This window comes from Oscillochloris sp. ZM17-4 (assembly GCF_019599295.1).
Lineage (GTDB): Bacteria > Chloroflexota > Chloroflexia > Chloroflexales > Chloroflexaceae > Oscillochloris.
Genome location: NZ_JAIEWN010000021.1, coordinates 84,015 through 96,599, shown reverse-complemented (window position 1 = coordinate 96,599; position 12,585 = coordinate 84,015). Strand labels below are relative to the sequence as shown.

At 66.2% G+C, this 12,585-nt stretch carries 10 protein-coding genes and 1 pseudogene; 3 read left to right on the top strand and 8 right to left on the bottom strand.

Going from position 1 to position 12,585, the window contains the following annotated elements:
• A pseudogene (locus tag K2Z83_RS16205) lies at positions 1-488 on the top strand (hypothetical protein); the annotation flags it as partial.
• A 193-nt stretch (positions 489-681) separates the two neighbouring features.
• Here the strand turns inward: K2Z83_RS16205 and K2Z83_RS16200 are convergent.
• The 8 genes from K2Z83_RS16200 to K2Z83_RS16165 form a co-directional block, all read right to left on the bottom strand.
• Complete coding sequence (locus K2Z83_RS16200; RefSeq protein ID WP_220596230.1) at positions 682-1,323, bottom strand: DUF4388 domain-containing protein; 642 nt, start codon at positions 1,321-1,323, stop codon at positions 682-684.
• Between the two features lie 121 nt (positions 1,324-1,444).
• A complete protein-coding gene (locus K2Z83_RS16195) occupies positions 1,445-2,719 on the bottom strand; it encodes a biliverdin-producing heme oxygenase (protein WP_220596229.1) in 1,275 nt (424 codons plus the stop codon).
• A gap of 51 nt (positions 2,720-2,770) precedes the next feature.
• The gene (locus K2Z83_RS16190) at positions 2,771-3,355 is read right to left on the bottom strand and encodes an ATP/GTP-binding protein (RefSeq protein ID WP_220596228.1); all 585 of its coding nucleotides are present in this window, start codon (positions 3,353-3,355) and stop codon (positions 2,771-2,773) included.
• 15 nt (positions 3,356-3,370) lie between these two features.
• Positions 3,371-3,850, bottom strand: coding sequence for a hypothetical protein (locus K2Z83_RS16185; protein ID WP_220596227.1), 480 nt, complete (start codon positions 3,848-3,850; stop codon positions 3,371-3,373).
• 9 nt (positions 3,851-3,859) lie between these two features.
• Complete coding sequence (locus tag K2Z83_RS16180) at positions 3,860-4,777, bottom strand: hypothetical protein (RefSeq protein WP_220596226.1); 918 nt, start codon at positions 4,775-4,777, stop codon at positions 3,860-3,862.
• Positions 4,778-4,862: 85 nt separating this feature from the next.
• A complete protein-coding gene (locus tag K2Z83_RS16175) occupies positions 4,863-6,998 on the bottom strand; it encodes an ATP-binding protein (protein WP_220596225.1) in 2,136 nt (711 codons plus the stop codon).
• 50 nt (positions 6,999-7,048) lie between these two features.
• Entirely contained in the window at positions 7,049-7,369 is a 321-nt protein-coding gene (locus tag K2Z83_RS16170) for a hypothetical protein (protein ID WP_220596224.1), read from the bottom strand.
• A 179-nt stretch (positions 7,370-7,548) separates the two neighbouring features.
• Positions 7,549-9,651, bottom strand: coding sequence for a B12-binding domain-containing protein (locus tag K2Z83_RS16165; protein ID WP_220596223.1), 2,103 nt, complete (start codon positions 9,649-9,651; stop codon positions 7,549-7,551).
• A 351-nt stretch (positions 9,652-10,002) separates the two neighbouring features.
• On the opposite strand from K2Z83_RS16165, the gene K2Z83_RS16160 reads away from it, so the two are divergent.
• Both K2Z83_RS16160 and K2Z83_RS16155 read left to right on the top strand, forming a co-directional pair.
• On the top strand, positions 10,003-11,991 hold the full coding sequence (locus K2Z83_RS16160; protein WP_220596222.1) for a PAS domain-containing protein: 1,989 nt from the start codon (positions 10,003-10,005) through the stop codon (positions 11,989-11,991).
• A gap of 36 nt (positions 11,992-12,027) precedes the next feature.
• A complete protein-coding gene (locus K2Z83_RS16155; protein WP_220596221.1) occupies positions 12,028-12,444 on the top strand; it encodes a response regulator in 417 nt (138 codons plus the stop codon).
• Positions 12,445-12,585 lie beyond the last annotated feature (141 nt).

Genomic DNA, 12,585 nt, shown 5'->3' with positions numbered 1-12,585 from the left:
TCGTCGCCCGCGTCGATACGCCGCTGCCCACCGGGATCACCCATATCAACAATACCGCGCACATCTCAGATGACGGCACCCACGGCGTGGACCCGACGCCCCTGAACAACTCGGGGACGACGAGCGCGCCGCCCGCGGCGATCACGCTCCTGTCGTTTGCGGCGCGGGCCGTACCCGGCGGGGCGCTGATCCGATGGGAGACGGGCTCGGAGATCGCCACAGTCGGCTTCCATCTGTACCGTAGCGCTGACGGCAGCCGGGTCGGCGCGACGCGCATCACCCCCACGCTGCTGGTTGCCCGCGGCTGGGGCGGCGCCGGCGCCAGCTATAGCTGGCTCGACGCCGGCGCGCTGTCAGGGTCGTCGGCGACCTACTGGCTCCAGGAGGTCGCCGCCGACGGCGTGACCCACGAGGAGGGCCCGTTCGCGCTCACGGAGCACGGCCTCGCCAGCACGACGGTGGTATTTCTGCCGCAGGTGATCCGCTAGTGTAGTTTCAAGCGACCTTGTTGGGCACGAGGCAGGGCGCTCGCGCGTTGCAGCACCCAACCCCCGACTCCCAACTCCTAACCCCTGCGCTGAAAGCGCACTAGGGCATGCAAAGACGCGGGGGCGCTGCGAGCCATGCTCGCAGCGCCCCCGCGTCTTGTCTCTCGCCGCGTGTTCCGGCGAGGCCGCTGCCTCACACCGAGGCGCTGAAGGCGCGCTCGATCTGGGCGCCGGCCTCGCCCAGGCTCTCCCCCTGGCGCACGGACGCCAGCAGCATATGCCCGGCGCCGCTGCGCGTCAGCAGCAGGCGGTGGCCGTGGCCGATATACGCCACAATGCCGGGGGGCGCATCGAGCGCCGCGCCCACAGATGACAGGCTCGCCGCCACCAGTGGGGATGTCTCCGGCATGCCCATCGAGATCGTCGCGCCGTCAGTCCGCACAAGAGTCCCGCCCTTCAGCGCCGGGCACGCGGATAGAATCCGGTCGAGTCCGGTGGCGGCGGCCTGCGGCGTCGGCGCGGGCAGGTCGCCCTCATCGCGCTGGCGCGCCGCCTCCAGGAGCAGCGTCTCCGCGTCGGCCGCCATCGTCTCCGGCGCGTTGGCGGCCCCCGCCGACACCGTGAACACCCCGTCAGGCCACTGGGCCATGCGGTAGATCGCCTCCTCGTCTGTGTGCTCGTCGCAGCGGGCACCCACAATGATCCCGTCCATCACCCAGACCTCGGCCTTCGAACCGGCGCGGCTGGCCCTGATCGTCACCGTCCGCTGCTCCTGGCAGAGCGTCTGGATCAGCGCCGCCGGGCTCATCAGCGCAAAGCTGCCCTGAAGAATCATGATATCCCCGCTCCTGCGCCCGCCGAATGCGGTGCAGCGCAACCCAAGGCTTATGCGCGCTAACAATTTTTTTGTTGGGCTTGGGCGGCAAAGCCGCCCAAGCCCAACAAAAGATAGGAGGCTAGGCTCCACCGCTGCGCGCCCGGCGGATGACCTCGTGCGCCGCCGCGACCCACGCCTCAGGGAAGCGGGCCGGGTCGGTCATCCACCCCTCAATCGCTTCGAGGGCGTGAGGAACCCCCGCCTGATCATCAGCGACTGCCGACGCCAGCAGGCCGCCGCAGTTCGGCATCCACGCGCGCCACTCAGGCCCGACGCGCTCGTAGAAGGCGTTGTCCAGCCCCACGAGGGCCTCATCGCTCACCGTGGCCCGGCGCTCCTCGGCGAGCACCCGCGCGGCCTCGGCGATCGTCGCGTAGCTGCCGCGCCTGTCGGGCCGCACCCTCACGAGCTCCTCGTGGAGCATCTGGAGGTGACACTCCATGAACCACTGGGGCATGCCGCGCCGCGCGAGCAGGTGTGTGAGCCACTGGACATTATGGTTCACGCTCGCCTGATCCTCAGAGGTGAGCGACACCAGCCAGCCGCCGTCGCTCCACGAGAACTTACGGCCCTTCATGCCGTAGCGGATCTCCATGTAGGGGAACATCTCCGCCATGCGCTCGTGCGCCCGCAGCATCGCCTTGATCTCGACGAGATCCCCGGCGATCGGGTGGTTGCCGGCCAGCGGGTTCAGCAGCGTCACCATCTCGCTCGTCGGGTTCTCGTTCAGCGGGTGCAGCAGATAGATCAGCTGCTCGATCCCGTCGAGCACCTCGCGGGCCGCGATCACCGCCTGCTGGTGCGCCTCAGGGTCGAGCGGGGTGGCGTTCAGGCCCGCGGCGAACTGCGGCCAGTGCGCCTGCCCCCAGCTGTCGAAGCTCGCCAGGTAGCTCGCGCCGGCCCCGCCGCCAAGCTGCATGGCCGTCGTCACCTGCTCGCAGATCGTGGCCCCGCCCATATACCATGTCGCGAGGGCGTAGGCGCTGCCCAGCAGCGAGCGCGGTGCGAGGGCCGAGCGCATCCGCAGGTGCTCGGCCAGCACCTCGGCGCAGAGCTCGGCGGCCGGCACGCTGCGCGCGTGGGCGGGGTTGATGGCGGCGGCGTCCTGCTGGAGCAGCGGCTGCTTGTGCAGATCGCGCCCCCAGATCGCGTAGAGCGCCTGGTCGCCCGTGTGTCCGATGGCGGCCTCGAAGGCGTCGTAGATGGTGGTCAGCCCGCGCAGCAGGGCGATGTAGCTCGCCGGGGCGAGCTGCCGGTCGGCGGCCGCCTGGAAGAAGAGCAGCTGTCCGATCCGCACATTCTGGTCGTAGGTGGCGGCTTGAAGGCTCTCGGTAATCGGTGTCGCCTGGTGCATCCTACACCTCGTTTCTACTTTGGCAGGTCGATATCACATCTTGCCGACTTGTCAGATCGTCCGGCGCACCTGAACCACCACCGAGTTCATCGCCGCCTTCAGCGTGTCGAACACGCCGTTCCCGCGCAGGGCCGACGCCTCATAGCAGGGGCGCTTCTGGATGTCGAGCTGGCGGCGTAGCTCAGGTATAGACATAATGTGTGGCAAGTCGCGCTTATTAAACTGCACAATGATCGGAAATGTGCTAATGTCGTGCCCGAGCTCGATCAGGTGCTCTTCCATGGTATACCAAGACTCCTGGTTCTCAGCCATCCGGCCTGCCTGTGAGTCTACTACGAAGACAACCCCATCGGTGCCCTGGAGGATCAGGCGGCGGCTCGCCGCATAGTACACCTGCCCTGGGACGGTGTAGAGCTTAAATTTCGGCTTGAGGTTATTGACCTTCCCCATTTCGAGCTGGAGGAAGTCGAAGAGCAGCGTGCGCTCCTGCTGAGTCTTGAGCGAGATCAGCCGCCCGCGCAGGTTGGCCGGGGTGCGCGCGTGGATGTATTGGAGATTTGTCGTCTTCCCGCTCAGCGCCGCCCCGTAGTAGACGATTTTAAGGTTGAGCTCGCCCAGCGCCCAGTTAATAAACATGGCAGCCTCGCAGTATCACCAGATGTTATCGAGCTGCGCGGCAAACGAGCGCTCGAAGTCTTCGGAGATCGCATCGGGAGGGGGGACCATGGCCGCGCTGCCGACGATCGCCAGAATGCGGTCGGTTGACCGCTTCATCGCCAGGCGCGACCAGCCCAGGGGGACATCGCGGGCGGTGGCCAGCAGCAGCAGCAGGCCCTCGCCGACCCGCGAGATCAGGATCGTCAGGTCGTCGTGCTCCTGCACGATCAGGTTACAGGCGCGCTTCCCGCCCAGCAGGCGGCCGACCTCCAGGGTCGCCATCATATCGCCAGCCGCCAGAGCTGCTACGCTGCCGACATCTGTCTCACTGCGGCCATCCCAGCTGACAATATCTAGGCCGCTCAGATCGCCCAGAAATGCGAAGCGCACATCAACCTGCTGGCTGAACTGTGCCAGCAGCTGCCTCAGCTCTTGAAGCTGACTTGCAGAGAGTACAAGCTGCGAGCGTGACATCGCGTCCTCCTAGGAATACCGGCTCTGTGGGTCATTGGTGTCGTCTTGCGCCTCAAGAAGATCGCCACGAAAGAGTCGGTCGAATTCGTCGTTGAGGGATGCGGTCAGCTCAGCGGTGATGACCTCACCGACATCGCCCTCGACAATCCGCATCTGGCTCAGCTGATCGGCGCTACGTTTGAGCTGGAGCCAGGCGTAGCCGAGCTTCGGGCTAACAAACTCCTTATCGAAGATGAGCGCGAGCAGTCGATAGTTTCCCGCGTTTGTGGCGAAGACATCGAAGTGTTGCCCCTCAAGGACGCTCAGGTGCCGCGTGTGCGGGTCGCGCAGGGCCTTCCCGAGCTCGAACGAGTTGACGAAGCTCCCCGCGATCAGCGAGCTGATCGCGCCCAGGTCGAGGTTGGCCGAGTCTCCGCGGTTGGCGATCATGTTGCCGATATAGTCGGTGTAGATCACTAGCTGGGCCTTCGTCTGCCAGCGTAGCACATCGAGGAGCACCTGGACATCGCCGAGGGTGGCGGCTGGCCGACCCTTGGACTCAAGGTCATCGGCCAGCGGCAGCCCGAGCGCGCTGCCCACCGCCTGGACGAGCGCGGCCGGCTCCTCGGGGTAGATCTCCAGGGCGTGGCCAAGCCAGCGGGCGTCGCGCAGCTGCTCCTCTAGTATCTCGGGCGGGTGAAGCAGCAAGACGCGCAGGCGCGCATTGCGCGCGCGCAGCCGCCCAGCCAGGCCAACGCCGTCGTCGGCCAGCGATGCCACCAGCAGATGGAACTGCCGGTGCCCGGCGTGGAACTGCGCCGCTGTCGCCGAGCGGGCCGCCGTCACCACCAGGGCGATCTCCTGCGCGGCGGCCGCGTTGAGCAGCGCCTCCGACCATGCGTTGCGGCGCGTGTCATCTTCCTCCACAATCAGGATACTGTAGCGCATAGATGTGTCCTTGTCTGCGTTGCTCTTCTGGAGCCGGACATCTGCGGTGGCGTTGCTACGGAATCCCTGTTGGGAGCTGTAGATGCTAGGCCGTCTCGGCCACAGGCAGGCGGAAGCTGAATGTGCAGCCCTTGCCGGGCGTCCCCTCGGCCCAGATCTTCCCGTCGTGCTGCTCGATCACCGCCTTCGCGATGGTGAGCCCCAGCCCGCGCCCCGAGATCCCCAGATGCCCGGTGGTCTCGGCCCGGTAGAATGGGTCGAAGATCTGTGCCAGCTCGTCGGGGCGGAGCCCGAGGCCGTTATCTGCGATGCTGACGACGAGATCGCCGCCCTCGTGGCGCGCGACGACCCGGATGTGCGCCCCGGCCGGGCTGTACTTGATCGCGTTATCGATCAGGGCGGCCACCGCCCGCCCGAGGCCCTCCTCTGAGCCGAACACCCTCGGCAGGCCGGGCTGGAGCTCGGTGACCACGTGCTGGCCGCGGCGGCCGAACTCGGCATATTGCGTGCCCACGGCGGCCTCGATCAGCAGGTCGATGCGCAGCGGCGCGCGGTGATCGCCGGCCTGGAGCCTGATCTGCCCGAGGGCCAGCAGGTCGTTCACCAGCATCGTCAGCTCGCTGTTCAGCCGCACCACCTGGCCGATCAGGCGCGACTGCTGCTCGTTGAGCTCGCCGGCCACCGGCACGCGGGTGATCAGCTCGCGCAGCTCGCGCAGCGGCACGCGGATGATGTTCGAGAAGTTCGCCAGGAAGCTCTCATTGCGCTCGCTCTCGGGGATGGGGCTGGTCTCTGCGGGTGGCGCGGCAACCGGCGCGGCCGCCGGCGCGGGCAGCCCGCTCTCGGGGCTGCTCAGCACAAAGGCCCAGAGCCCCTGCGAGAACGCGATCACCCGCGCCGTCGCCGTCTTTCCACCGGGCAGCTCGATCTCGCGCGCGTCGACATGCTCCTCCATCAGCGCCTCGGTCAGCAGCGGCGCCAGGCATGCGCCGCCGCTCGCGACGAGCGCCTGGCCGTGCGCGCTCGCGCCCATCCCGAGCATGCGGGCGAGGGCCGGGGTGTAGTTGGCGATCTGGCCTCTGCCGTCCACCAGCAGCACGGCGTCGCCCAGCTGCGACAGCAGCGCCCCGAGGTCACGGATGATGTGCGAGGCCTCGCTGCGCGGCGCGGGGCGCCCCGCGCCCGCCGGCGCGCGCGTGAGCGGGGCGCGCGTGGGCGAGGCGCTGCCCTCGATCAGCATCCCCGGGGAACCTGGCGTGGGCCTGCCGGCCGACGCGCTGGCCTGGGGCGCCGCTTCAAGAGAAAGCTCTAGCAGGGTGCCGAGCCCGTGCAGCATTGCCTGGGCCGGCCCGGTGATCGCCCGCGGGCTCGCGATGATTAGCAGCCCCCAGACGCGCTCGTCGCGCAGCAGCGGCACGGCGGTCAGCGCATTATTACCGGCCCAGCCCCCGATCCCATCCAGCCCGCTGGCCGCCGCCGACGCGGCGCTGCCTGGGCGTCTGCGGCGGATCACGCTGGCGATCACACCCTGCTGCACGACGAAGGCCGCGGGAACCCCGCCCCCGTCGGACGCCAGCGGCGTCAGCTGGCGCTGGTCGGCGTCGAGCTGCCCCAGCAGCGCGCGCTCCGCCCCGAGCTCGTGGAAGATCTGGCGCACCTCGGGCAGGGCCAGCAGCGTCTCAACCCCCGTATGCTTCGCCATCGCCGCCGCCATCGTCAGCCAGCGCTGCTCCTCGGGCATCAGCGCGCGGTAGTCGGCGTCGGACAGCCGCAGCTCCGCCACCAGCGTCGCCGCAAGCCTGGCCACATAGGCCCGCTGCACCTCGGCATCGACGAGGTCGCTCATAGTGTACTCGTGGTCGCTGAGCTGGGCGAGCACAAGGGCGGCACGGTCCACATACTCCGGATCAGTGATCACCCGGGTCCGATACTGCGCGCCCTCAGGCCAGGTCAGGATGGCGATCGCCCCCTGCTGGCCAGCGATCACCAGAAATGGCGCGACGCCGAACGTAGACGACAGCACCACCACATCGTCTTGGGTGCGGCCACCACCAACGGTGAGCGCGCCGCCGAGGAAGCAGCCCGCCCGCATGTCTTCCGGGCGGCTGCGCAGCAGCAGTGTGGCGAGTGCGCGAATCTGCTCTGGGCTCATCAGGCAGCCCTGGCCCTTGGTCATGCCGAGCAGGGCAGGGAGCGAGAAGGTTTCTACAGCGCTGGTCATGTTCTTTCTCCTGGCGCGGGCGCTGTCTACAAATGCTGTCGGAACGACTGCTACAGCAGGCGCCGAGCCTCTTGTAGGATGGATGATGCCTCGCGGGCGGCGTGCTCTGGGAGGTGGTTTCCGATAGCGGCGGACAGCGCCTCGTAGCCTTGCCGGAGCAGCGTATCTGGCATGCCCTGGCTGGAGAGCCAGCGCTGAGCCCACTGTGTATAGCCACAGAGCGGGCCAGGTGTGCCGGCGGCGATACTGTCGGCGAGGTAGGCCATGTGCCAGCCGATCTCTGCGGGTGTGTCATCGCTGAACTGGCTCGCCGCAGCAGCGCCGAGCCGGCTAGACACCTCGGTGATCATCAGATCCTGTGCCTTAGGCATGGTTCAGAATCGGGCGTTTCAGCGTGACATTGATCCGTACTGCGTGATCCGTGATGCGCCGCGTGCAGGTCACGGATCATACAGTACGGATCACAGACAAACTGTCACGTGCGTTTGAAACATGCCTTAAGCAGCGCGCTCTATGCGCTGCTCTGACATCAGCTTGGCACAAGATATGATCAGGCACCGCGAACCTTTTCCGCGAGCACACGCGCGACCTGGCGGATATCCCCTTGGTGGTAGTAGCCGTTCTGGACGCGGGCCCGCAGGTCCTCCCGATTATAGAAGGCCAGGCCGCCATACATCAGGAGCGGGCGCGGCTGCGGCATCTGCGCGATCATCTGGCTGGCCGAGATCAGTCCATGAGATGCCTCGACGGTGGCCGCAGAGAGCGCCAGCACCTGCGGGTTGAGCTGCTGCACCATCTCCTCGATGGTCGAGTTCGGCACATTCTGGCCGAGGTAGATCACCTGGAACCCGCCCCAGCGCAGGAAGAGGCTGAGCATGATCGCGCCGATCTCGTGGAGCTCGCCCTGGGCGCAGGCGACGATCGCCCTGATCCCGCCAGGGTGGTCCATCGAGGCGTTAAACAGGTTGAGGAGCTTGCTCTGCACGAAGCGGCTGCTAAAGTGCTCGGCGGCCACGCTCACCTCGCCCCGATGCCAGCCATCGCCAATCGCGATCTGCACTGGCGTGAGCAGCTCATTGCAGATCTGCTCGGGCGTGTAGATCGCGCATGTCTCGCTCCAAACCTGCTCGGCGGCCTGCTGATCGTAGGCGACCAGCGCGCCCAGCAGCCGCCTTTGGAGGTTCGGCCAGCTGCGCAGGTTTTGCGTGTCGGCCGGCTGCGCCAGGGTCGCGCTTGGCGCGGCGGGCGCGGCACTCGGGGCCGGCTGCGGCTGTGCGGTGGTGCGCATCCAGGCCGGTAGCCCGAAGCTTGATGTCTGCCCCGTGGGCGGGGTTGGGCTGGCGTAAGGTGCCGGCGCAGTCGGCGGCGGCTGGCTTGGGCCGGACGGCGGGAAGCCATGTGTCGGGAAGCTCGGGCTGGCCGGCGGCGCGGGGGGCATGCCGAAGCTCGGGCTGGCCGGCGGCGCGGCGGGCGCGGCGGGCATGCCGAAGCTTGGGCTGGCCGGCGGCGCGGGGGGCGCGGCGGGCATGTCGAAGCTTGGGCTGGCCGAGTGGGACTCAGGAGCCGGGGCCTGTGCGCGGGCCGCTGGGTCTGCGTCGATAATCTGCTCGAGCAGTGTCGCCACCCCAACCGCAGAGATCGTCGTCGGCGATGCCTCAGGGTCGTACTCCTCCTGGCCAACCAGCAGCACGCCCCAGGGTAGGCCGCAGACGATCAGCGGGATCGCGGCCACCGAGTTCGCCTCGCTGAGCAGGCTGTGCTCGGGGTCGCCGGGCTGGAGAGGTGTCAGCGCCAGCTGGTTTTGGAGCAGCGCCTGGCCAGCCACACCGCTGCTGACGGGCTGCGCGGGGGGGCGCTGCGGGCAGCTCCAGGCCATGGGTTCCAGCATATTGCCCTCAACGCGGTAGAGGATCTCGCCGATGGAGCCACAGTAGCGGCGCAGCACATCAATGGCCTCCGGCGCGATCTGGTTGAGGCTCTGGGGCGACATCGCCAGCAGCGACTGCATCTCAGGGAGATCGTGGATGCAGCCGAGCAGGTCGAGTCGCCGGGAATCGCTGTGGGTGGCCAGCGCGTAGGCGACCTGCGCCCATCGCGCCCGGTTCGCGGTAGCGTCGCGGCTAGAGCTGTCGATCGTGGCCCGGCCGCCGGCGAGGCTCAGCAGCAGGCCGGCCCGGCTCACCACGCGCTCGTCGGCGGTGAGCACCCCCTCAAAGAGGTAGCGTCGCGTGGCGCCGTCGGCGCGGTCTGCGCTGGCCTGGGCGATCATGGCGCCCCAGAAGCCCGGGCTGTCGATCACCAGGAACCACTCTTGGCTCATGGGCGCCCCATGGGGCACCGCCACAAAGGTCACCCCCGGGATGTCGGGCGGCGCAACATCGGCCTCGCCATAGACCGTGATGCTGTGGCAGAAGGGCACCATCTGGCTGATCCGCCCCTGGTGCATGCGGAACAGCGAGAAGCGGAGTGTGCCCAGCGAGACGTGCGCGGTGCGGCCCTGCTCCTGGGCCATCAGCTCAAGCTGATGGCCGATCACGATCAGCGCGTCGGCCTGACGGCGCCAGCGCCGGTCGGCGGGGATGTGGCTTACCAGCTTCGCGAGTGAAGGCCCAGCGGCATTCCGAGGTGCAACAGCGTTTGTCGGTGCGGTCATTGCCATTTCCTCACACGCTCTATTGTCTCTTACCGCATCCCTGAGCACATACGCGCTTCCAGGAGGATGCTGTGTCTCTGCATACTATTACACACGACGATCGGCCCAATGCGCGTTAGTGCCGCGCAAGCCTTCTGTTAGGGTTGCGTTAGGGGCGGTGACTTTGTGTGATCATGCACGATTAATGAATTTCCGACTACGAAATATAGTAATAATTTTATTGACATATAAAGAATTAACTTTTATACTCTATGTAACTACTATGAGCGGTAGATGATCTTTGTCGATGCTTATGTGTGCACATATATGCATACCATAGCCCTCTGCACATAACCAGCGAAAGAGTCAGCGATGACTGGCGCGAACCCGACACAGAACCCAGCGCGCCCTGCGCGTACATGGCATCCCACTCTAGAGTCGCTCTTCGACTGCTGGCAGAACTTCTTCCTCTCGCATCGTAGCCCAGACACGCTGGACCGTGATCTCCTCAATGTTGTCGCTGAGGCGACACAGGCCGACCGGGCCTCGCTGATGCGCTATGACCCTGAGCGGCGGCAGCTGCGGATAGCGGCGGCGATCGGCATTCACACCGATATCGTCGGGCAGACAACGATCGCGCTCGGCGATGGGATCGCCGGCTGGGTCGCCCTCAACCGCCGACCACTGCTGCTCCCCAACGGCCCCGATGTCCCCGCCCACCTGAGCGAGTACATGCACCAGCACGCGATCAGCTCGGCCCTCTGCGTGCCGATGGTTATCGGCGACCAGCTGAGCGGGGTGCTGAACCTTGCCCGCCAGGGCGACTCCCCTGCCTTCACCTCGGAGGATCTGTGGTTCGCCGCCCTGATCGCCGAGCGCCAGGCCGCCGCCCTCCAGACGGCGCACCTCTATGATGAGCTGGCCAACAGCGAGCGCTTCATCAACCGGATCGTCGAGAGCGTGCCGATCTCGCTGGTGGTGATCGACCGTAAGCTCCAGATCGTCTCGGCGAACCGCAACTTCCTCACCAAGACCCGCCACGACCCGCGACAGACGATCGGCCGCCCGATCAGCCAGATCTTCCCCTCGGTGCTCATCCGATTCCTTCAGCTCGAGGTGAAGATCAGCGCCGTGTTCGCCAGCGGCCACATCTTTGATGGCGAGAAGATGTCCTATCGGGCGCCGGGGCTGCGCACCCGCACCTACTACTATCGGCTCATCCCGATCAAGAGCGGGGCGCAGGTCGAGCACGTGCTGCTGCTCATGGAGGATATCACCGAGCGTGAGCAGCTCGGTGAGGAGGTCCGCCGCGCCGAGCGCTACCTGGCCAGCGTGATCGACTGGGCGAGCGATCTAGTGGTCTCGATGACCCCGCAGGGCGATGTGGTGACATGGAACCGGGCCGCGGAGCGTGTGTCAGGCCTGACCCCGGACCAGGTGCGCGGGAAGCCCTTCACCTCGCTCTGCGTCGCCGACCAGCGCCGCGCGCTGGAGACAAAGCTGCGCCTCCTGATGCAGGGCGAGGAGAGTATCGCCACTGAGATCGCCCTGATCACCTCGAACCCGCAGCAGCAGGTGGAGGTCGCATGGAACTGCTCGGCCATGCACGACGACACGGGCGCGGTGGTCGCCCTGGTGGCCGTCGGGCGTGACCTGACGGAGCGCCGGCGGCTTGAGGCGCAGCTGGCCCAGTCGGCGAAGATGGCCTCGCTCGGCGTGATGGCGGGCGGGATCGCCCACGAGATCCGCAACCCGCTGGCGATCATCGCGGCGAGCGCCCAGCTCCTTGAGGATCACCCAGAGGACGCGGAGCTCCGCCAGCAGTGTACACAGAAGATCCTCACCTCGACCCAGCGCGCCTCGCTGATCATCGAGCACCTGCTGAAGTTCGCCCACCCGCCGCAGGATCGCTTCCGGCTGCTCAATATCCACGCCACCCTTGAGGAGACCTTCACGCTGCTGGGGCATCAGATGCGCGTCTCACAGGTCGCGCTCCAGCGCGACTTCTCGCCCGATGTGCCGCGGATCTACGGCAACCCCGAGCTGCTCCAGCAGGTGTTCACCAACCTCATCCTCAATGCCTGCAACGCTATGCCCGAGGGCGGCCAGCTGACGGTGGTGAGCCGCATGCTCGATGACCAGATCGAGCTGCGCTTCAGCGACAGCGGCCACGGGATCGACGAATCGTATATGTCGAAGATCTTCGACCCCTTCTTCACCACGCGCACGGTGGGTAAAGGCACCGGGCTGGGCCTCTCGATCAGCTATAGTATTGTCCAGCAGCATCACGGGACGCTTGAGGTGATGAGCGATATGGGGCATGGCGCGACATTTATTATACGGCTGCCTGTGGGCACATGACACGCTCTGATCCCTGAAACATAAAGGCATACCATTATGGGGGGGAACCTACGATATATTCTGATCGTCGATGATGAGCCCGATATCTGCTGGGCGCTTAAGCGGATGCTCCAGGTCGATGGGTTTTCTATTAGCACCGCAGGCAGTGGGGCGGAGGCACTCGAACTGGTACGCCAGCGGCACTACTCTGTCGCATTTATTGACGCTATTCTGCCCGACGCGAACGGCATCAGGCTGTCCGAACAGATCCATACGATGAGCTCCACTACGGCGCTGGTGATCATGTCGGGCTACTATTACCGGGAAGATCAGCGCCTTGCCAGTGCGCCTATCACAGGATTCCTTGCCAAACCTTTTTTGCTGAGCGATGTTCAGACGACATTACAGCAGGCTCTATTGCTCTCGGGAAGCGGATCTTTTTCATTGTCCCATCACGATCCCATGTCACCCTGAGCGAAGCGAAGGGTCTTCCCATCCACGCGACTGGAAGATGCTTTGCTGCGCTCAGCATGACATGTCACCGGGATACGTAAAAATTTGTTAGCGCGAATAAGCGCTGGGTACACCTGGGAGCGTCGGTGGCCCCGCTCGCGA

Bases quoted from the DNA above. Each gene is read 5' to 3' on its own strand.
- K2Z83_RS16200 (WP_220596230.1), bottom strand. From the start codon at position 1,323: ATGATTCTTCAGGGCAGCTTTGCGCTGATGAGCCCGGCGGCGCTGATC.
- K2Z83_RS16195 (WP_220596229.1), bottom strand. From the start codon at position 2,719: ATGCACCAGGCGACACCGATTACCGAGAGCCTTCAAGCCGCCACCTAC.
- K2Z83_RS16190 (WP_220596228.1), bottom strand. From the start codon at position 3,355: ATGTTTATTAACTGGGCGCTGGGCGAGCTCAACCTTAAAATCGTCTAC.
- K2Z83_RS16185 (WP_220596227.1), bottom strand. From the start codon at position 3,850: ATGTCACGCTCGCAGCTTGTACTCTCTGCAAGTCAGCTTCAAGAGCTG.
- K2Z83_RS16180 (WP_220596226.1), bottom strand. From the start codon at position 4,777: ATGCGCTACAGTATCCTGATTGTGGAGGAAGATGACACGCGCCGCAAC.
- K2Z83_RS16175 (WP_220596225.1), bottom strand. From the start codon at position 6,998: ATGACCAGCGCTGTAGAAACCTTCTCGCTCCCTGCCCTGCTCGGCATG.
- K2Z83_RS16170 (WP_220596224.1), bottom strand. From the start codon at position 7,369: ATGCCTAAGGCACAGGATCTGATGATCACCGAGGTGTCTAGCCGGCTC.
- K2Z83_RS16165 (WP_220596223.1), bottom strand. From the start codon at position 9,651: ATGACCGCACCGACAAACGCTGTTGCACCTCGGAATGCCGCTGGGCCT.
- K2Z83_RS16160 (WP_220596222.1), top strand. From the start codon at position 10,003: ATGACTGGCGCGAACCCGACACAGAACCCAGCGCGCCCTGCGCGTACA.
- K2Z83_RS16155 (WP_220596221.1), top strand. From the start codon at position 12,028: ATGGGGGGGAACCTACGATATATTCTGATCGTCGATGATGAGCCCGAT.